The sequence below is a fragment of the Ensifer sp. ENS10 genome, from assembly GCF_014852025.1.
Taxonomy (GTDB): domain Bacteria; phylum Pseudomonadota; class Alphaproteobacteria; order Rhizobiales; family Rhizobiaceae; genus Ensifer.
On record NZ_JACVAS010000004.1, the window covers coordinates 51391 to 68250 of the forward strand.

Sequence of the window (16860 nt, forward strand, 5' to 3'; positions counted from 1 at the left end):
GCTCGGCGGCTTCCGCCCAGCTTGCCCCGGCCCAGGAAGGAGCGAAGGGCTTGGACGTCCCGATCGCCGGGACGGTTGACTATCGCGCGTCCAGCCTTTCTGAATGCCTCTCGTCAAAGTGGAAATGACTGCATCGGACCACCTGCATGAATGAGATACGTCACCCGAATGAAACGACCGCGACGGCGGCCTCTCTCTCGGAGCCGGAGAAGAACGTCATCATCGGGGGAGTCCTTCTCGCGATGCTTCTGGCCGCACTCGACCAGACGATCGTGGCGCCCGCCATGCCTACGATCGGCAAGGCCCTCGGACACAGCGACTATCTGCCCTGGGTCGTGACGGCCTATCTCCTGACCGCGACGGCCATGGCGCCTCTTTATGGCAAGATCTCCGATATTCACGGGCGACGGCCGACGATCTTCGCTGCCGTAATCATCTTCCTTGCGGGGTCGCTGATAAGCGCGCTGGCGCCGAACATGCTGACGCTGATCATCGGCCGTGCGGTTCAGGGCCTGGGCGGCGGCGGTCTCTTCGCCCTCTCGCAAACGGTGATCGGCGACCTCGTTCCTCCACGCGAGCGCGCACGCTACGCCGCCTGGATATCCGGAACATGGGCGGTGGCAAGCATCGCCGGGCCGCTGCTGGGTGGCACCTTCGCCGAGCATCTCCACTGGTCATTGATTTTCTGGATCAACATCCCGCTCGGCCTTGCGGCCCTGGCGATCATCAGCAATCCGTTGAAGAAACTGCCTGTTATAACCAGGGCGCACCGGATCGATGGAGCAGGTGCCACATTGCTCGTCGCCGCAACTGCGCTTCTGCTGCTGGCGCTGAATTGGGGCGGCAGCCGCTATGCATGGATTTCGCCGGCGATCGCCGGTTTGCTCGGCTGTTCGGCGCTTCTCTGGGGTGCGTTCGCCTTGCGCCTCCGGCGCGTGACCGAGCCTCTGATTTCGCTCGAAGTGCTCAGCAATCCGATCGTGCGTTATGGAACCCTGGCGATGTTTCTGGCGCAGGGTGCCAATGTCGGCCTTTCGGTCTATCTGCCGGTCTACGCGCAGTCGTTCCATGGCCTCTCCGCCGGTGGCTCGGGGCTGATCATGCTCGGCCTGTTGCTCGGCACCGTATTCGGAGCAACGACCAGCGCGCGGACGATACCGCGCCTCGTCCACTACAAGCGAATGGCGCTCGTCGGCAGCATCCTCAGCTTCCTCTGCCTGGCGGCGCTCGCCGCTCTCGCCGGGCGAACAAACCTATCGGTGCTGGTGCTATTGACCTCGGGCGCAGGCTTCGGCTCCGGCATGACGTTTCCGGTCGCGACCATTTCCGTGCAAAACGCCGTCGACCAGGCGCATCTCGGCGTTGCAACCGGCGTCCTGACCTTCCTGCGATCGCTCGGCGGCGCCCTTGGTGTCGCGATCCTCGGGGCGATCGCGCTCGGCAATGGCCTGCCGCTGGGTGGTGAAGCCATTCAGGCAATCAGTGTAACGACCGCCTCGGCACTGCCATTCGCCTATATTTTCGCCGCTTGCACCGCGGCGATGGTGCTGTCGCTCGCGATGTTCCATCTGATGCCGGAGAAGCCGCTGCGCAGCCGCGCCGAAACCGAGATGCCCGCCGCCATCGATTAGAGGCGCCGCAGAAAGCGCGCGGGCACTTACTAATCGGTGAGACAGGCCCGTTTTCAGATCGCCCGATGACAGAGCGAAGGCGCCCCGGAGTTGCCGCGGCGCCCTCGTCGTTTGATCGTTCGGCTGGCTCTTCCTCTCAAGCAAGAGCTTTCAGGAAAAGACTAGCGCAGCGGGAAGGCGACGGGGCGGATCGGTGCGGCATCGGCCCCGCGGAACTTGAGCGACGCGCCGACAAAGGCGAACTCGTAAATCCGGTCCTTCGACAACTCTTCGAGATTGATGAGCTCGATGATCGGCGCGCCCTGTTGGGCCAGTAGATAGGTGTGGACCGGGATGTAGTTGTTTTCGGTTTCTGCCGGAAACGCTTCGAAGCTCAGGTTGTCGGCACCGACGACCATGGCGCCGCCGTCTTCGACCAGGAACTTCGCCGCATCGATGCTCAGCCCGGGCGGGTTGCTCATATAGGCGGACTTGTCTTCGTAGTGCTGCATGCGCCCCGTGCGGATCAGCGCCACGTCGCCTTGCTGGAGCTTGACGCCCTGGCTGTCGAGCGCCTCCTGCAGGTCCTTGCGGGTGATGCGGTAGTTCTCCGGCAGCATCTGCATGCCCTTCGCCGCCGCGACATCGATCAGGACGCCGCGCGCAACGATCGGCGGCAGTTTCTCCGCGCCGGTGACGGTCCAGCCCTGGTCTCCCAGGTGATCGGCTGCCGCATAACCGTTCCATATCTTGCCGTTCAGGCCGAAGTGGTTCAGCGCATCGATATGCGTGCCCATATGCGCGTACATCGAAACGGCCGAACCGGAGTAACTGACGTGCTGGTTCATCTCCTTGCCGACTTTCATCGGGTCAGAAACCGTTGTGCCGTGCGGCGTGTGTGTCATCCACATCTGGTATGGCGGGTCGCCGGCCGCCTCCCAGCTTGGCATGCCGATGAAATACTCCACCGCGAGGTCGTAGGACTTGGCACCCTCGATACGCGACAGGATCGCAGCGCGCGAGGTGGGCGTAATCAGGTTGAGGCGCCCGATCTCGTCCTTCGGCCCCCAGGGGCTCTTGCCGACCTCCTGCGCGAAGGCCGCGCTCCCCAGCAATCCGGCCACGAGAGAGACCGCCACTGTGCGGCTGAACGTTGCGGTGTTGAACATGGTGAACTCCTTTTTCTGCATTGCCTGAACATCAGGAAGCTGAGCTCACTTTATTGCTGGCGGCATCGCGAATAATCAGCGATATGGAGAATAGATATTTTACTCTGGAGAAATTATGGATCTGCTGGCGGCCATGCGGGCGTTTCGGCGCGTCGTCGAGCTTCAAAGCTTCAACAAGGCGGCCGAAGAGCTCAGACAATCGAATGCGTCGATCAGCAAGCAGATCCGGCAACTCGAGCAACGCCTCGGCACCGTGCTCATTCTGCGCACCACCCGGCGCATGAGCCTCTCGGAGACCGGGCGTGGTTATTTCGCCGAGTGCTGCAGGCTCCTCGACGAACTCGACCAGTTGGAGCGTTCGACATCGGGCGAGGCCGGAGAGATCAATGGCCGGCTGCGGATCAACGCCCCCCTCTCCTTCGGGCTGACGGTCCTTGCGCCGATGCTCGCCCGCTTCATGGCGCTGCATCCGCAGTTGAAGGTCGACATGACGCTCGACGATCATGTACTCGACGTCGTCTCGGAGGGGTTCGATGTCTCGATCCGCGTGCGCGCAGCACTTGCGGATTCATCACTGATTGCCAAGCGGCTCGGCGAGGTCGAACAAATCATCTGCGCCGCGCCCGCCTATCTGTCGGCCAGGGGTACGCCGGCAAGCGTGAGCGAGCTCAAGAACCACGATTGCCTCAGCTACCGGCTCGCCGACCAGCCGGGAAGCTGGATCGTGGAAGGTCCCGACGGCGGGTCGAGCATCGAACTGCCAGCACGCTTCGTCGTCGACAACAGCCTGATGCTGAGCGAGATGGTCCAGGCCGGCATCGGTATCGGCGCCTTGCCATCCTTCATCGCCAACCCGCTGCTCGCCCAAGGCAAGCTCGTGCGGATCCTGCCGCAACACAAACTTGCTGAGCGCGGCATCTATATCGTCTATCCAACCAATCGATTGCTGCTGCCGAAGGTAAGGGCGTTTGCCGATTTCTTCGCCGGCGAGATCCGGCTGGCCGGGTTCTAGGGCGGAAGGTCGCCGGCCCACACGCCCCCATCGCGCCGCCCGAATGAATACCGTCACAGTTGTTACTCCCGCCATTTGATCCGCGGTGCCAAACTACCCTCGATGACGGCACGATAACCTGCATCCCGGCGCTCCGGCCCGCGCGACGCAGGCTTCGTCTAAAACGAGGAGATTGAAAGCCATGACCAAGACAGTCGAGAATGGGCAGGCAACCGACCAGCCAGCCATGCAGAAGCCGCAGGTGGTCTCGCAACAGGCCTGGGAAGAGGCACGCCAGAACCTGCTCGTCAGGGAGAAAGCACACACGCATGCTCGCGATGCGCTTGCTGCGGAGCGCCGGCGCATGCCGTGGATGGCGGTCACGAAGGAATATGTCTTCGAGGGCCCCGAGGGCAAGGAAAGCTTGCTTGACCTCTTTGCCGGCCGGCATCAGTTGATCGTCTACCGCGCCTTCTACGAGCCGGGCGTCTATGGCTGGCCCGAGCATGCCTGCCGCGGCTGCTCCATGGTCGCCGACCAGGTTGCCCACCTTGCCCATCTCAACGCCCGTGACACCACTCTGGTCTTCGCGTCGCGGGCGCCGCAGGCCGATATTGCCAGGCTGAAGGCGCGCATGGGCTGGACGATGCCCTGGTATACCATCACCGACAGCTTCGACCTCGATTTCGGCGTCGACGAGTGGCACGGCCACAACGTGTTCTTCCGCGACGGCGACCGGCTGTTCCGTACCTACTTCATCAACAACCGCGGTGACGAGCAGATGGGCGGCACCTGGAACTATCTCGACATCACCCCGCTCGGCCGACAGGAAGTCTGGGAGGACTCTCCCGAAGGCTATCCCCAGACGCCGACCTACAAGTGGTGGAACTGGAACGACAGCTATGTCGAAGGCGCCGCTCCCGATCGGCGCTGGGTCGAGGTCTCGGACGCGGGCGAGGCAGCGATGCGAAACCAGGACGCGGGCTCGGTGCGATGAGCGCGAGCCTCTCTGCGAGCGCGCGGGAGGTCCACCGGACGGCAGCACGGAGGGCGGCCGATGGGCTCGCCCTCGCAGCGTCGCCGACCTTCGCGCTCATGGCGATTTCGACCGGCGCATGGGGCGCCGACGTCGGGCAGATGTTATGTGCCGGCGAGCAGGGACTGCAGTTCGGCGGGATGACCGTGATGTACATCTTCATGAGCGTCTTCCACCTGACCCCATGGTTACGGCTTCTCCAAACCGGCAAGCGCGAAGCAGCCTAGAGGAGGCCGGTCGACATATCCCCCGGACAAGGCATCTCATCGGCCCTACTTGAAGGCGAAGTGGGGCCAATGTTGCAGACACTCAAAAGGTGTGGAAACGACCGGGACCATATGTCCCTGATATCGGCGAATGGGCATGCTGTTGATTCTGAGAGGTCGTGACCTCTTTGGATTGAAGCGGGGAACGGCTTCCGCAAAGCAGATCCGGCCGCCCACCAACAGCATTGTCTGTAATGGCTGCCGCTTAATGCCGCGCGAAAACGGTTCCGATAGCAGTATTTGATCGAATCGGGATAACGAACTTGAGTGTTGCAACACCTCAGCCGACGCCAACACGTTTCAAGCTGCGCCTGGTGCCATCGCTGGTCGGCGCCCTCCTCTGCGCCGCCGCCCTTGCGTCGTCGCTATACTATCTGGTTGGTCCCCAAAACATTTCCTCGGAAGTGGCGGCGATCGATCCGTCAGGGGCTCCGACAGGAGCAGGCGCTTCCCCGAACCAGCCGAGCTTCGAGATCCTTTACAGCAACGGTGATCAGGGTCTGATGGTTTACGAGGGCTACGTCTATGTCGTGCGACTCGGCGACAAGTTGCCGAACGGCCGTCGCATGATCGGTTTCCAAAAACGGGACGGAAACTGGAACGCGGTGACGCTTTGAGGCCTTCTGCTGGCCGCGCGTTGTGGATGTTAACTGTTTGTTAACGCTCGCTTGCGAGGCAGGAGGAACCCCCATTTAGCCACGGTTGCCACCCAGGGCGAACTGGCGCAACTCTTTGTTAAAGAGTCGTGAATCAGTGCTTTGGATGGTGCAGAATGATTAACAAGAAGCTACAGGATGAACTGGTCGAGCTCGATGAGAGACCTGCGCTCGAGAGCCGCTCGGTGATGAGCGAACGGGCGGTCCAGGGCATCCCGCTCGCGATCGAGGCGGTCATCGGTCGCGCCAGGCTGACGGTCTCTCAGATTTCGAAACTCCACCCTGATGATACGATCCATCTCGACCGCGATTTCGGCGATCCGGTCGAACTCAAGGTCAACGGCATGGTCATCGGCCGAGGGGAAATCGTCTATGACGAATCCAGCAACGCCGTCGGCATCAGGATCATCGATATATCGCCGATCGCGCAGCGCTAGTTTCAAGTTCGCGCCTTCCGCGCCGGAGAGACGCGCAGGCCCTTTTCTTCCGGCATTGATCCGGTCTCCACGCGGTTCCGTCGATTGCCTGTGGATCAACAACCAGAACGCGCAAGAGTTAATAGGTTGTTAGGACATACCGAACAATTTTAGCCGCACAGGCAAAGCCTATCCTCTTTTAATTCGCGTCCGAGAGCCTTCTTCGGTGTGCCGGCTGGCAGACCGATCCCATAGCTTCGGGTGGCTTAGATCTGGATGCGTTCGGAATGACATTGATCTCTCTCGCCGTCCGGCTGAAAAGCCGGGCACATTTTTCCCTGAAACGAAACGTCAGTGGCAAAAGCGGAGCGGTCGTCGGCATCACCTTGGGCCGGAGAACGCAGGCAAGGCAACGGCTTGGCATCATCATCGCCGGCTTTGCCGTGATCTTTCTGGTGATCATGGGGCGACTGGTCCAGTACGGACTGGAAAGACCTGTCGAGACGGCGTGGATCAACTACACCAACCACGCTGTGGCCTCCCGCCCTGACATCGTCGATCGGCATGGAGAACTGCTGGCGACCGACGTCAACATGGTGTCGCTCTATGCCGAACCACGAACGATCGTCGATGCGGACGAAGTCGTCGAGAAGCTCGCGACCGTCATTCCCAATCTCGACTGGCGCGATACGCACCGGAAGCTGCGATCCGGCACCGCCTTCCAGTGGTTGCGGCGACAGCTCACGCCGCGCCAGCAGGCAGACATATTGGCACTCGGCATTCCCGGCATCGGCTTCCGGCCGGAAAAGCGGCGCTTTTATCCGGGCGGATCGACGGCCTCGCATATCCTCGGGCATGTCAACGTCGACAATCAGGGCCTGCAGGGCATGGAGCGCTACATCGATCAGCAAGGACTTGCCGATCTCCGGGCGGCGGGATTGACCGGCAACACCCCGCTCGAGCCGGTCAAGCTCTCGATCGACCTTCGCGTTCAGAGCATCGTTCGGGAAGCGGTTGCGCGCGCCATGATCGACTACCAGGCGGAAGCCGCCGGTGCCGTGGTCTTAGATGTGGAGACGGGAGAAGTTATCGCGATGGCTTCGGTGCCCGACTACGATCCGAACCAGCCTTCGCGCACGCTGCCGGATGGCAATATCGACAAGGAATACGAAAAGGGCTGGTTCAACCGGATGAGCAATGCGACGTTCGAGATGGGCTCGACGTTCAAAAGCTTCACCCTGGCAATGGGACTGGACGCCGGCAAGATCAGCCTCAACTCCGTGGTCGATGCATCGCGCCCCATCCGCATGGGCGGCTTCACCATCAAGGATTTTCGCGGCAAGTATCGCCCCCTCACCATTCCCGAGGTCTTTCAGTATTCATCCAATATCGGAACCGCCGCGGTCGCCGATATGGTTGGCATCGAGGGACATCAGACCTTTCTCACCAGGCTTTGGCTTCTTTCCAGGATGGAGACCGAGCTGCCGGGTGTCGCAACGCCCACGCAGCCCCGGAGCTGGAAGAAGATCAATTCGGTGACCATATCCTTCGGACACGGCGTTGCGACCACGCCGCTGCAAACCGCGGTCGCCGCGGCCGCTCTGCTGAACGGCGGCACCCTGATCTCTCCGACGTTCCTTCCGCGATCCCCCGAGACGGCGAAGGCACAGGCTCAGCAAGTCCTGCAGCCGACGACGAGCGCCGACATGCGCTACCTTTACAACCGCAACGGCCAGCTGGGCTCCGGCCGCCACGCCCAGGTGCCCGGCTTCCATGTCGGAGGAAAGACGGGCACAGCGGACAAGGTCATCAACGGCCGATACGCCACAAACCTCAATTTCAACGCGTTTCTCGCCGGCTTTCCCATGGACAACCCGCGCTACATCGTCCTTTCGATCGTCGATGCGCCGCTGACGGGCGAGAGAGGCGGCCGTCAGGCAGCGCACACGGCGGCGCCCGTCGTCAGAGAGATCATCAGTCGCGCCGGTTCCTTCCTCGGCGTCCAGCCCCGCTTTGGACCCGAGCGCGAACCGCATCTGGTGGCGGACTTCTAAAGCGGTTTACGGAAAGAAGGCGGTGACGCGGATCGGGAATGGACGCATCGCCGCACCCACCACCCTTGGCTTCATGCCTCGGCAAGGCTATGTCCATGTCCTACAGCGCCGCGCGTCTCGTTAGACGCGCTAAGGTCGCTGTAGCACTTTGACGTGCTGCATGTTTTTGCCCTTTGATCGGGCACGATTAAAGGAAACATGCACGAACGACACGATCCGGTACGGGAGGAGCCTCAGATGCTGATCGATGGAAAAGTCTTTATCGTGACCGGTGGCGGTTCGGGCCTCGGCGCAGCCGTCGCGCGGCGGCTGCATGGCGAGGGTGCCCGTGTGGTTCTTGCCGACGTCAACGCCGAGGCCGGACAGAAGATGGCCGAGGAACTTGGCAGCAACGCCCTCTTCCAGAAGACGGATGTCACCAACGAAGCGGATGGCGCCGCCGCCGTTGCAGCAGCTCTGGATCGCTTCGGCCATCTCCAAGGACTGGTGAACTGTGCGGGCATCGCGCCGGGCGAAAAGGTGCTCGGCCGCGACGGCCCGCATCGCCTCGAAAGCTTTTCGCGCGCGGTCGGCATCAACCTCATCGGTACGTTCAACATGCTGCGGCTCGCCTCCGAAGCAATCCAGCGGGAAGAGCCCGGCGAGGACGGCGAACGGGGCGTGATCGTCAACACCGCATCGGTTGCCGCCTTCGACGGCCAGATCGGCCAGGCGGCCTATGCCGCATCCAAAGGCGGCGTCGTCTCGATGACGTTGCCGATCGCCCGTGAGCTTGCACGCTATGGCATCCGTGTCGTCGCCATTGCACCGGGCATCTTCGAAACGCCGATGATGGCGGGCATGCCGCAGGAAGTGCAGGATTCGCTCGGCAAGAGCGTGCCCTTCCCGCAGCGCCTCGGCAAACCCGAGGAGTTTGCGGCCCTCGTGCAGCACATCTGCGAGAACCGCATGCTAAATGGCGAAGTCATCCGCCTCGACGGCGCACTGCGCATGGGCGCGCGCTGACAGGATCAGCACCGGCGCCTCGCTCGCACTCAATCGGGCGCGGCGCCAAGCCTTTACCAAGGCAGATCAGGCGGCTTGATCGACCATCCTGACGACATAGGCGCAGCGGCGGGCGCCGGCGAGGATGTGCTCGGCGCGCTCGACCTCGACCCCGGGGCCAAGCACTGCGCGGAACACGCTCAACTCCGCCCGACAGAACCCCTGGCAGCTCGTCGCGGCGGCGCAAATCGGACAATGGTTCTCGACGAACAGCAGCGTGCCGTCACCGGGATCCTCGTAAGCCGCCATATAGCCTTCCTGAGATCGCAACCGCACCAGTTCGTCCACCCGCTCGCGCAGGCTCTTCTTGTCACTCATCGCCGCGCTGTAGTTCTCCCGCGTCTCGTTCTCCCGTGCCGCGATCAGCCGATCGATCGCCGCCTCGCCGAGCGTCTGCCGGATCGTCCTCAACAGCTGGACGGTCAGCTCCGCATGCGTGTCGGGAAACTCAGCGTGTCCAAGTGCGGTCAGCCCCCAGAATTGCGACGGACGACCGACGCCTTTCGCCTCCGACCACGATAGGACGAAGCCATCCTCGGCAAGGCGGACGAGCTGCTGCCGGACGGCCTCGCCGGTAATCGTCAGACGCTTGCCCAGTGCCGCCGCCGTTTGCGGGCCATGCAGCTTCAGCGCCAGCATAATGCGCTCTCCCGGCGTGCGGCCGCTGCTTTGCTCCGGATTTAACAAGTGATCGCTTGACATATTCCCGCGCGCAGATTTACAAAGAATTGTCTTGCTAAATACACTCTCATCCATTCGCAGACAAGTGATCCGTCGAGAGTGTCCCGCCCGCAAAGGTTTGATCATGGCCTTCGAACTTCCCGCCCTTCCCTATGCACCCGCAGCACTCGCTGAAAACGGCATGAGCGCCGAGACGATCGAATTCCACCACGGCAAGCACCACCAAGCCTATGTCACGGCGCTGAACGGCTTCGTCGAGAAGGACGCATCGCTTGCCGGCCTGTCGCTCGAGGAGATCATTCGTCTCAGCCACGGCAAGGCGGAACTGGCGCCGGTCTTCAACAATGCCGGCCAACACTGGAACCATATCCTCTTCTGGAAAAGCCTTTCGCCCAAGGGTGGCCAGATCCCAGGCGCGCTCGAAAACAAGATCACCGAAGACTTCGGCAGCGTTCAAGGCTTCAAGGATGCCTTCAAGGCCGCCGCCACCGGCCAGTTCGGCTCCGGCTGGGCCTGGCTCGTACTCGGCCCTGACGGCAAGCTCAAGGTGACGAAGACCGCCAACGGCTCCAATCCGGTCGCAACCAACGAAGGCAAGGCCCTGCTTGGCCTCGATGTCTGGGAACATGCCTATTACATCGACTACCGCAACCGCCGACCGGACTACACCTCGAACTTCCTCGACAAGCTCGCCAACTACGAGTTTGCCGAAGCGGAATTGAAGTCCGCCTGACCAGCCGATGAGCACCGCGAGCCGGAACCGGCTCGCGGATCGGATGGTCAGAGAATTTGCGACGGCCCTCTCGCCCCCGCCTGCGCCTGGGCTTTCGCAAACCCCCGTGGCGTCTCCCCGCCGCCACGGGCTACCTCAGTTGGAACAAGACCCATGCGCCAGATATATTCGCTCTCCGTCGATATCGACGCCCACGCCGACCTGGCCGTGTCGAAACCGGAGTTCGCCGACACCCTGTCGCATCTCGCCGCCACCGTCTGCGTGGCAAGCTCCGGTAGGGGTGCCGATAGTCTCGGCCGGACCGTGACCGCCACTTTCTCGCTCTCCGCCAGCCCGCCGTCGATCGTCATTTCGATCAAGGCGGACAGTCCGCTCGCCGCGCTGATTGCCGCCGAACAGGGCTTTTCGCTCGCCATGCTGGCTGAGGGGCAGGAACTGATCGCGGATGCCTTCGCCGGCAAGATCGAAGCGTCCAAGCGTTACCTCGTCGGCATCTGGGCCGACTGGCCGAGCGGACGGCCAAGGCTTCTCGGGGCCGCCGCTGCGCTCGACTGCCTGCTCAGCGCTTCGATGCAGGTCGGGGACCACACGCTGTTCGTCGGAACAATTGTCGCAACCGAGACTTCCACCCATGCCGACCCCTTGATCTGGAGCCGCCGGCGATATCAGTCTCTCGACAGGGCGAGATCGTTGCCGGCGCCGCCGGGCAAAGGACATGCGGTCCTCGCCCCAACCAAGCCTGCGGCCTGAATCGGCGATCGTGTAGGAGGAACGCCAGCAATGCGGCAAGTGCTCGAAAAGCTCTTACAAGACGGCAAGGACGACGCCCTGCTGCGCTTCACGCTCGGCAGTATCTGCCTTCAGGAGGCGGATCTCGAAACCGCCCTTGCCCATGTCGAGCGGGCGATCGCCTTCGACCCGGATTACTCGGCAGCGTGGAAACTGCGCGGTGCCATCTTGCACAAGCTCGCCCGGTTCGAAGAGGCGATCCAGGTCTGGCGCGAGGGCCGAGCGGTCGCCGAACGGAAGGGCGATCTGCAGGCGGCAAAGGAGATCGGCGTTTTCCTGAAGCGCTTGGAGCGACAATGCATCGCTGCCAACAGGAACGATTAGCCGAGCCATCGTGAGAGTGGATCGGGCCCGGCAGGAATGCCGAGCCCGATTACGACCACGAATGGTCAACTCACTTGAAGACCGACGGTAGCCAGAGCGACAGGGCCGGGATGTAGGTGACCGCCATCAGCACCGCGATGCTGGCGCCGAAGAACGGCCAGATGGTGCGCATCGCCTCGCGAATGGAAATCCCGCCGACCGCACAGCCGACGAAGAGCACCGTACCGACCGGTGGCGTGTTGAGCCCTATGCCGGCGTTGAGGATCATCACCACACCGAAATGCACCGGATCAATGCCGAAGGCCTTCACCACCGGCAGGAGCACCGGCGTGCAGATGATCACCATCGGCGCCATGTCCATGAAGGTGCCAAGGAACAGCAGGATGATGTTGATGACAAGCAGCACGATGATCGGGTTTTCCGAGATCGCGCTGATCGCGCTGATCATCAGCGCCTGCACCTGCAGGAACGCCATCAGCCAGCCGAAGGACGCCGCCATGCCGATGACCAGAAGCACCATCGCGGTGGTGCGCACCGCCCCCATCACCGCCTCGACGAAGCCGGCCCAATCCAGCTCGCGGTAAACCAGCATGGCGACGAGGAAAGCATAGAGCACGGCGATGCAAGAGCTCTCGGTGGCGGTGAAGACACCGGAGCGTACGCCGCCGAAAATGATGCCGATCAGCACGATACCGGGGAACGAGGCGAGCAGATAATAGAAGACCTTGGAAAATCCCGGAAACGGCTCGGCCGGATAGCCTCTGCGCCTTGCAACGATATAGGCCGTCACCATCAGCGAAAGCGCAAGCAGCAGGCCGGGAATGATGCCGGCGGTAAAGAGATCGGCGACGGAGACATTGCCGCCCGCCGCGATCGAATAAAGGATCATGTTGTGCGACGGCGGCACCATCAGCGCGATGATCGCCGCGTTGACCGTGACGTTGACGGCATAGTCGCGGTCATAGCCGCGCTTTGCCATTTGCGGGATCATCAGGCCGCCGACCGCCGAGGCATCCGCCACTGCCGAGCCGGAGATGCCGCCGAAGAGTGTCGAGGCGACGATGTTGACCTGGCCGAGACCACCGCGAAGGTGCCCGACGAGGCCGGCGGCAAACTGGATCAGCCGGTTGGCAATGCCACCGCGCACCATCAGGTCGCCGGCAAAGATGAAGAACGGGATCGCCATCATGGCGAAGATGTTCATGCCGGAATTCAACTGCTGGAACACCACCACCGGCGGCAGGCCGAGATAGAGAACGGTGGCGAACGAGGCGATGCCGAGGCAAAACGCGATCGGCGTGCCGATGAACATCAAGAGGGTGAAGACCCCGAAGAGGATAGTGTAAGCCATTCAGGCCATCTCCTGCACGACGACATCTGCGGCGACATCGACACCCAGAACCAGATCGATCAAACGCTCGGCGGCAAACAGGGCAATCATCACACCGCCGACAATGAGCGGAAAAAAGTCGACCCCTCCCGGCCAGCCGAGAACGGGAATGGTGGCCGTCCAAGTGCCGACGCAAAGAAGCAGGCCATAATAGGCCATGGAAGCGCCGAAGATGACGATCAGACCAAGGCTCATCAGGTCCATGGCCATTTGCACCGAAGGCTTCATCACATGACGGATGACATCGAGCCCGAGATGCACGCTTTCGCGCACGCCCACCGCGGCACCGAGCATGATGAACCAGGCCATGAGATGGAGGGCCAAGGGTTCAGACCAGCTTGGCGAGTCGTTCAAGATGTAGCGGGCAAAGACCTGCCAGCCGACGATCAACGTCATGGCGACCATGCCGGTACCGGCGATATAGAGCGACGCGCGGCTTAGCGCTCCGAGAACCGGGCGCATCGCCCGCATGAAACGACGCATGTCTCTTCCTCCTCCGCAAAAGCGATCCAATGGACAGTTGCGAAGGCCGGCTCCACTCTCGGAGCCGGCCCGCCGTCTGCTGTCACTTGACCGCCTTCACCCGCTCGAGAAGGTCCTTGAGTTTCGGGTCGCTGACGAACTGGTCGTAGACCGGCCCCATGGCGGCGGCGAACTCTTCCTTGTTGACCTTGATGACGTTTGCACCGGCGGCGCGAACCTTCTCTTCCGAGACTTTTTCGCGCGCGCTCCACAATTCGCGCATCTTGCCGACGGAATCCTTCGCCGCCTGGCGGATCAGGCCCTGGTCATCGGCGGAGAGCTTGTCCCAGCTCATCTTGGAGATCACCAGGATTTCCGGATTGAGAGAATGTTCGGTGAGCGAGTAGTTCTTGGCCACCTCGAAATGACGGGCGGATTCGTAGGACGGCCAATTGTTCTCGGCACCGTCGACGACACCGGTCTCGAGCGACGAGTAAACCTCGCCCATCGGCATCGGCGTCGGGTTGGCGCCGAAGGCCTGCATCATCGCGATCCAGAGATCAGACTGCTGCACGCGGATCTTCAGCCCCTTGAGATCGGCCAGTTTCTCGATCGGCTTTTTGGTCGTGTAGAAGGAACGGGCGCCGGAATCGTAGAAGGCGAGACCGATCAGACCGTGCGGCTCGAAAGCGGCGAGAACCTCCTCGCCGATCGGGCCGTCGACCGTCTTGTGCATGTGCTCGGTCGAGCGGAACAGGAATGGCATGCCAAGGACCATCGTCTCCTTGACGAGGTTGTTGAAGGGCGCCGCATTGACCCGGTTCATGTCGATGACGCCGAAGCGGGTCTGCTCGATCGTGTCCTTCTCGCCACCGAGCACGCCGTTGTTCATGACCTCGATCTTGATCCGGCCGTTGCTGCGCTCGGACAGCAGCTGCCCCATGTACTTCACGGCCTCAACCGTCGGATAGCCGTCCGGGTGGATGTCCGCCGAACGCAAGGTGATTTCCTGCGCCTGCACCGCTGTGCCGGCAAACGCCAGCCCCATTGCGACGCAAAGCATGCCTGCAATTTTCTTCATGTTTTCCTCCTCCTCTAATCGTGCTTCGGCCTCTCCCAAGGCCGAGTTGCTGCCCGTCCGGGCCGGCATGCGAAATCTCATGTCCTTGGGCCCGACAGGGAGCCTCCCGGCTCCGGCCGCGGGTCGAAGTCACGCCGCCGCGAAGGCCGGCAGCTTGAACAGGTGTTCCGGGTTCTCAACGAGGGCCAGATGCTTTGCCCGGTCGTTGGCAAGCCAGCCGAGGACCAGTTCGGCGAGCCGCGCGTCATTGGGATAGTCTTCCGTTTTCCGGATCATGTTGTGCGGCCAGTTCGAGCCCCAGATGATACGTTCCGGGGCATGGTCCGCGATCCTGCGCGAAAAGGCGGCCACGTCTGCATAGGGCCATCCCGCTCGCGAACTCTCGTAGGCGCCCGCGAACTTGAACCAGACATTGCCCCTGTCGATCAGTTTGAGAAGTGCTGCAATCTCCGGCCCATCCGGGTCGACGCCGGCGAAGAATTTGCCGTGGTGATCGAGCACCCAGCGCGAACGGATGCGCTCCAGCCGCGGCAGGTGGTCAAGTATCCTGTTGCCATCGAACTGCACGGCGATCATCCAATCCGCCGCGTGTGCCCGTGCGTCGATCGCTTCCAGCGCGTCGAGCCCCACCGCGCCACCGGGCAGATCCATGATGCGTGCGCCGACGGCGCCGGATGCGCTCAGCCCGTGCATGTCCGCATCGGACGTGGTTTCGTCGATGACGACGACGGCACGTGCTGCATCCCTCATGGCGGCGACACAGGCAAGCGTGTTGGCGTTGTCCCGCTGGTGGGCATTGCCCTGGGTGATGATCACCCTGTCGATACCGAGCCAATCCATGACCCCGCGATAGGCCGTGACGTCTGGCAACGGTTCAGCCGGTAAAGGCGGACCGCCGGGAAGCGACGGAAACCCCGGCAGATACATGTGCATTTGGGCATCGACCGTGCCCTTCGGCAGACGGGGTTCAGGAGGACAGCCGGAGAGGGTGCGCTCGATCATCTCAAGCCTCGGGCATCTTGAACTGGGCGAGCGCACCGCGATCGATCTCGATGCCGAGACCGGGCGCGTCCGGGATGGCAACGACACCATTCACGGTTTCGATCGGCGTCTTCAGCACCGCCTGGCGGAAGGGATTCTCCGTCCGGTCGAACTCCATGATCGGCTCGATCGGGTTTACCCGCACCGGATCTGGCGTCATCGCCGCCATGAACTGTAGCGCAGCGGCAAGATGCACGCCGGTACCCCAGACATGCGGCACGATGCGAACGCCATGCAACGTCGCAAGACTTGCAATCTTCGCCATCTCGGAGAACCCACCGCAGCCGCAGAGATCCGGCTGCAGGATGTCGACGGCGCGGCTCTCGATCGCTGGCCACATGCCGTAACGGGTGTGCCAGGTCTCGCCGCCGGCAACCGGGATGGGCTGCCCGGCACGCACCTCGCGATAGGCCGAAAGCTGTTCCGGCACCACTGGCTCCTCGAACCAGTCGATATCGTAGTCCGCCGCCGCCTTGCCGAGGCGGATCGCCTCGGTGACGGTGTAGCCGTGATTGGCATCGATCATCAGCCGCATTTCATCGCCGATCGCTTCGCGCACGGCACGGATGACGCGCAGGTCTTCGTCGATGCTAAAGCCGATCTTGATCTTGCAGGCGTGAAACCCTTGCGCTCGGTGTTCTGCCATCTCCATGGCATTGTCGGAGACGCGGTCGACGCCGTCGCGCTTGAAGCTGCCGGTCGCATAGGCGCGCACGCTCTCGCGCCAGCGGCCGCCGAGCAGCATGGAGACCGAGGCACCGTAATGTTTGCCCTTGATGTCCCAGAGCGCAATGTCGATGCCGGAGAGAGCCGTGATCGCCAGACCGCGCTGCCCCTGATCGCGCAGCGCATTGTAGAGGATCGCCCAGAGTTTTTCGGTCTGGCGCGGGTCCTGGCCGATAAGCCAGGGGGAATAGGTCGCGACCACGGCCGCATTGGGTCTCGCCGGCCCTAGGCATTCGCCCCAGCCGACCGTCCCGTCGTCGCATTCGATCTCGACCAGCACATGGGCGCGACGGTCGAAGCGCGCAGAGGCGCTTTCAAAGGGCACGGCCAGCCGGTGCTCGAGGAGATGCGTGCGGACGGCAACGATCTTCATGACTCTCCTCCCTCCCCC

The 16860-nt window shown here is 62.5% G+C and carries 18 protein-coding genes; 11 read left to right on the top strand and 7 right to left on the bottom strand.

Translation table 11 applies throughout. The features are described from left to right. Positions 1-146 precede the first annotated feature (146 nt). Positions 147-1631 (top strand): MDR family MFS transporter, encoded by a 1485-nt coding sequence (locus tag IB265_RS16080; protein ID WP_112997358.1) that lies wholly within the window; start codon positions 147-149, stop codon positions 1629-1631. A gap of 161 nt (positions 1632-1792) precedes the next feature. Here the strand turns inward: IB265_RS16080 and IB265_RS16085 are convergent, their stop codons facing one another. Beyond that, positions 1793-2779: a cyclase family protein gene (locus IB265_RS16085; RefSeq protein WP_082615916.1), complete on the bottom strand. Its 987-nt coding sequence runs from the start codon at positions 2777-2779 to the stop codon at positions 1793-1795. Between the two features lie 115 nt (positions 2780-2894). Between IB265_RS16085 and IB265_RS16090 the strand changes: the two genes are divergently transcribed. From IB265_RS16090 to IB265_RS16120, 7 genes are all read left to right on the top strand, one after another. Then, on the top strand, positions 2895-3791 hold the full coding sequence (locus IB265_RS16090; protein WP_112997357.1) for a LysR family transcriptional regulator: 897 nt from the start codon (positions 2895-2897) through the stop codon (positions 3789-3791). 181 nt (positions 3792-3972) lie between these two features. Then, the gene (locus IB265_RS16095; protein ID WP_057251680.1) at positions 3973-4767 is read left to right on the top strand and encodes a DUF899 domain-containing protein; all 795 of its coding nucleotides are present in this window, start codon (positions 3973-3975) and stop codon (positions 4765-4767) included. Further along, positions 4764-5033 carry a hypothetical protein gene (locus IB265_RS16100; RefSeq protein ID WP_057251681.1) on the top strand — a complete coding sequence of 90 codons (270 nt, stop codon included), beginning with the start codon at positions 4764-4766 and terminating at the stop codon, positions 5031-5033. The genes IB265_RS16095 and IB265_RS16100 overlap by 4 nt, the downstream gene beginning before the upstream one ends. Positions 5034-5335: 302 nt before the next feature. Further along, positions 5336-5689 (top strand): hypothetical protein, encoded by a 354-nt coding sequence (locus tag IB265_RS16105; RefSeq protein WP_057251682.1) that lies wholly within the window; start codon positions 5336-5338, stop codon positions 5687-5689. 155 nt (positions 5690-5844) lie between these two features. Beyond that, entirely contained in the window at positions 5845-6165 is a 321-nt protein-coding gene (locus IB265_RS16110; RefSeq protein ID WP_057251683.1) for a FliM/FliN family flagellar motor C-terminal domain-containing protein, read from the top strand. Between the two features lie 266 nt (positions 6166-6431). Beyond that, on the top strand, positions 6432-8198 hold the full coding sequence (locus IB265_RS16115) for a penicillin-binding protein 2 (RefSeq protein ID WP_057251684.1): 1767 nt from the start codon (positions 6432-6434) through the stop codon (positions 8196-8198). Between the two features lie 237 nt (positions 8199-8435). After that, complete coding sequence (locus tag IB265_RS16120) at positions 8436-9203, top strand: 3-hydroxyacyl-CoA dehydrogenase (RefSeq protein ID WP_057251685.1); 768 nt, start codon at positions 8436-8438, stop codon at positions 9201-9203. Positions 9204-9269: 66 nt separating this feature from the next. Here IB265_RS16120 and IB265_RS16125 read toward each other — a convergent pair whose 3' ends face one another. Then, entirely contained in the window at positions 9270-9881 is a 612-nt protein-coding gene (locus IB265_RS16125) for a metalloregulator ArsR/SmtB family transcription factor (protein WP_082615899.1), read from the bottom strand. A gap of 166 nt (positions 9882-10047) precedes the next feature. Here IB265_RS16125 and IB265_RS16130 point away from each other — a divergent pair, with 166 nt between their 5' ends. From IB265_RS16130 to IB265_RS16140, 3 genes are all read left to right on the top strand, one after another. Beyond that, complete coding sequence (locus IB265_RS16130; RefSeq protein ID WP_112997356.1) at positions 10048-10656, top strand: superoxide dismutase; 609 nt, start codon at positions 10048-10050, stop codon at positions 10654-10656. A 153-nt stretch (positions 10657-10809) separates the two neighbouring features. Then, complete coding sequence (locus IB265_RS16135) at positions 10810-11406, top strand: flavin reductase family protein (protein ID WP_082615901.1); 597 nt, start codon at positions 10810-10812, stop codon at positions 11404-11406. Between the two features lie 30 nt (positions 11407-11436). Continuing rightward, the gene (locus IB265_RS16140; protein WP_057251690.1) at positions 11437-11769 is read left to right on the top strand and encodes a tetratricopeptide repeat protein; all 333 of its coding nucleotides are present in this window, start codon (positions 11437-11439) and stop codon (positions 11767-11769) included. 70 nt (positions 11770-11839) lie between these two features. On the opposite strand, the gene IB265_RS16145 is transcribed toward IB265_RS16140, so the two are convergent. From IB265_RS16145 to IB265_RS16165, 5 genes are all read right to left on the bottom strand, one after another. Then, on the bottom strand, positions 11840-13120 hold the full coding sequence (locus IB265_RS16145) for a TRAP transporter large permease (protein WP_057251691.1): 1281 nt from the start codon (positions 13118-13120) through the stop codon (positions 11840-11842). Continuing rightward, positions 13121-13642, bottom strand: a complete 522-nt coding sequence (locus IB265_RS16150) for a TRAP transporter small permease (protein WP_057251692.1) — start codon at positions 13640-13642, stop codon at positions 13121-13123. Between the two features lie 82 nt (positions 13643-13724). Beyond that, complete coding sequence (locus IB265_RS16155) at positions 13725-14702, bottom strand: TRAP transporter substrate-binding protein (protein WP_057251693.1); 978 nt, start codon at positions 14700-14702, stop codon at positions 13725-13727. A 129-nt stretch (positions 14703-14831) separates the two neighbouring features. Then, entirely contained in the window at positions 14832-15704 is an 873-nt protein-coding gene (locus tag IB265_RS16160) for an amidohydrolase family protein (RefSeq protein ID WP_244495650.1), read from the bottom strand. A gap of 1 nt (position 15705) precedes the next feature. Beyond that, positions 15706-16842 carry a mandelate racemase/muconate lactonizing enzyme family protein gene (locus IB265_RS16165; RefSeq protein ID WP_192494924.1) on the bottom strand — a complete coding sequence of 379 codons (1137 nt, stop codon included), beginning with the start codon at positions 16840-16842 and terminating at the stop codon, positions 15706-15708. Positions 16843-16860: the final 18 nt, after the last annotated feature.

Excerpts from the sequence above, each read along its gene's own strand:
- IB265_RS16080 (WP_112997358.1), top strand. The coding sequence starts at position 147 with ATGAATGAGATACGTCACCCGAATGAAACGACCGCGACGGCGGCCTCT.
- IB265_RS16085 (WP_082615916.1), bottom strand. The coding sequence starts at position 2,779 with ATGTTCAACACCGCAACGTTCAGCCGCACAGTGGCGGTCTCTCTCGTG.
- IB265_RS16090 (WP_112997357.1), top strand. The coding sequence starts at position 2,895 with ATGGATCTGCTGGCGGCCATGCGGGCGTTTCGGCGCGTCGTCGAGCTT.
- IB265_RS16095 (WP_057251680.1), top strand. The coding sequence starts at position 3,973 with ATGACCAAGACAGTCGAGAATGGGCAGGCAACCGACCAGCCAGCCATG.
- IB265_RS16100 (WP_057251681.1), top strand. The coding sequence starts at position 4,764 with ATGAGCGCGAGCCTCTCTGCGAGCGCGCGGGAGGTCCACCGGACGGCA.
- IB265_RS16110 (WP_057251683.1), top strand. The coding sequence starts at position 5,845 with ATGATTAACAAGAAGCTACAGGATGAACTGGTCGAGCTCGATGAGAGA.
- IB265_RS16115 (WP_057251684.1), top strand. The coding sequence starts at position 6,432 with ATGACATTGATCTCTCTCGCCGTCCGGCTGAAAAGCCGGGCACATTTT.
- IB265_RS16120 (WP_057251685.1), top strand. The coding sequence starts at position 8,436 with ATGCTGATCGATGGAAAAGTCTTTATCGTGACCGGTGGCGGTTCGGGC.
- IB265_RS16125 (WP_082615899.1), bottom strand. The coding sequence starts at position 9,881 with ATGCTGGCGCTGAAGCTGCATGGCCCGCAAACGGCGGCGGCACTGGGC.
- IB265_RS16130 (WP_112997356.1), top strand. The coding sequence starts at position 10,048 with ATGGCCTTCGAACTTCCCGCCCTTCCCTATGCACCCGCAGCACTCGCT.
- IB265_RS16135 (WP_082615901.1), top strand. The coding sequence starts at position 10,810 with ATGCGCCAGATATATTCGCTCTCCGTCGATATCGACGCCCACGCCGAC.
- IB265_RS16140 (WP_057251690.1), top strand. The coding sequence starts at position 11,437 with ATGCGGCAAGTGCTCGAAAAGCTCTTACAAGACGGCAAGGACGACGCC.
- IB265_RS16145 (WP_057251691.1), bottom strand. The coding sequence starts at position 13,120 with ATGGCTTACACTATCCTCTTCGGGGTCTTCACCCTCTTGATGTTCATC.
- IB265_RS16150 (WP_057251692.1), bottom strand. The coding sequence starts at position 13,642 with ATGCGTCGTTTCATGCGGGCGATGCGCCCGGTTCTCGGAGCGCTAAGC.
- IB265_RS16155 (WP_057251693.1), bottom strand. The coding sequence starts at position 14,702 with ATGAAGAAAATTGCAGGCATGCTTTGCGTCGCAATGGGGCTGGCGTTT.
- IB265_RS16160 (WP_244495650.1), bottom strand. The coding sequence starts at position 15,704 with ATGATCGAGCGCACCCTCTCCGGCTGTCCTCCTGAACCCCGTCTGCCG.
- IB265_RS16165 (WP_192494924.1), bottom strand. The coding sequence starts at position 16,842 with ATGAAGATCGTTGCCGTCCGCACGCATCTCCTCGAGCACCGGCTGGCC.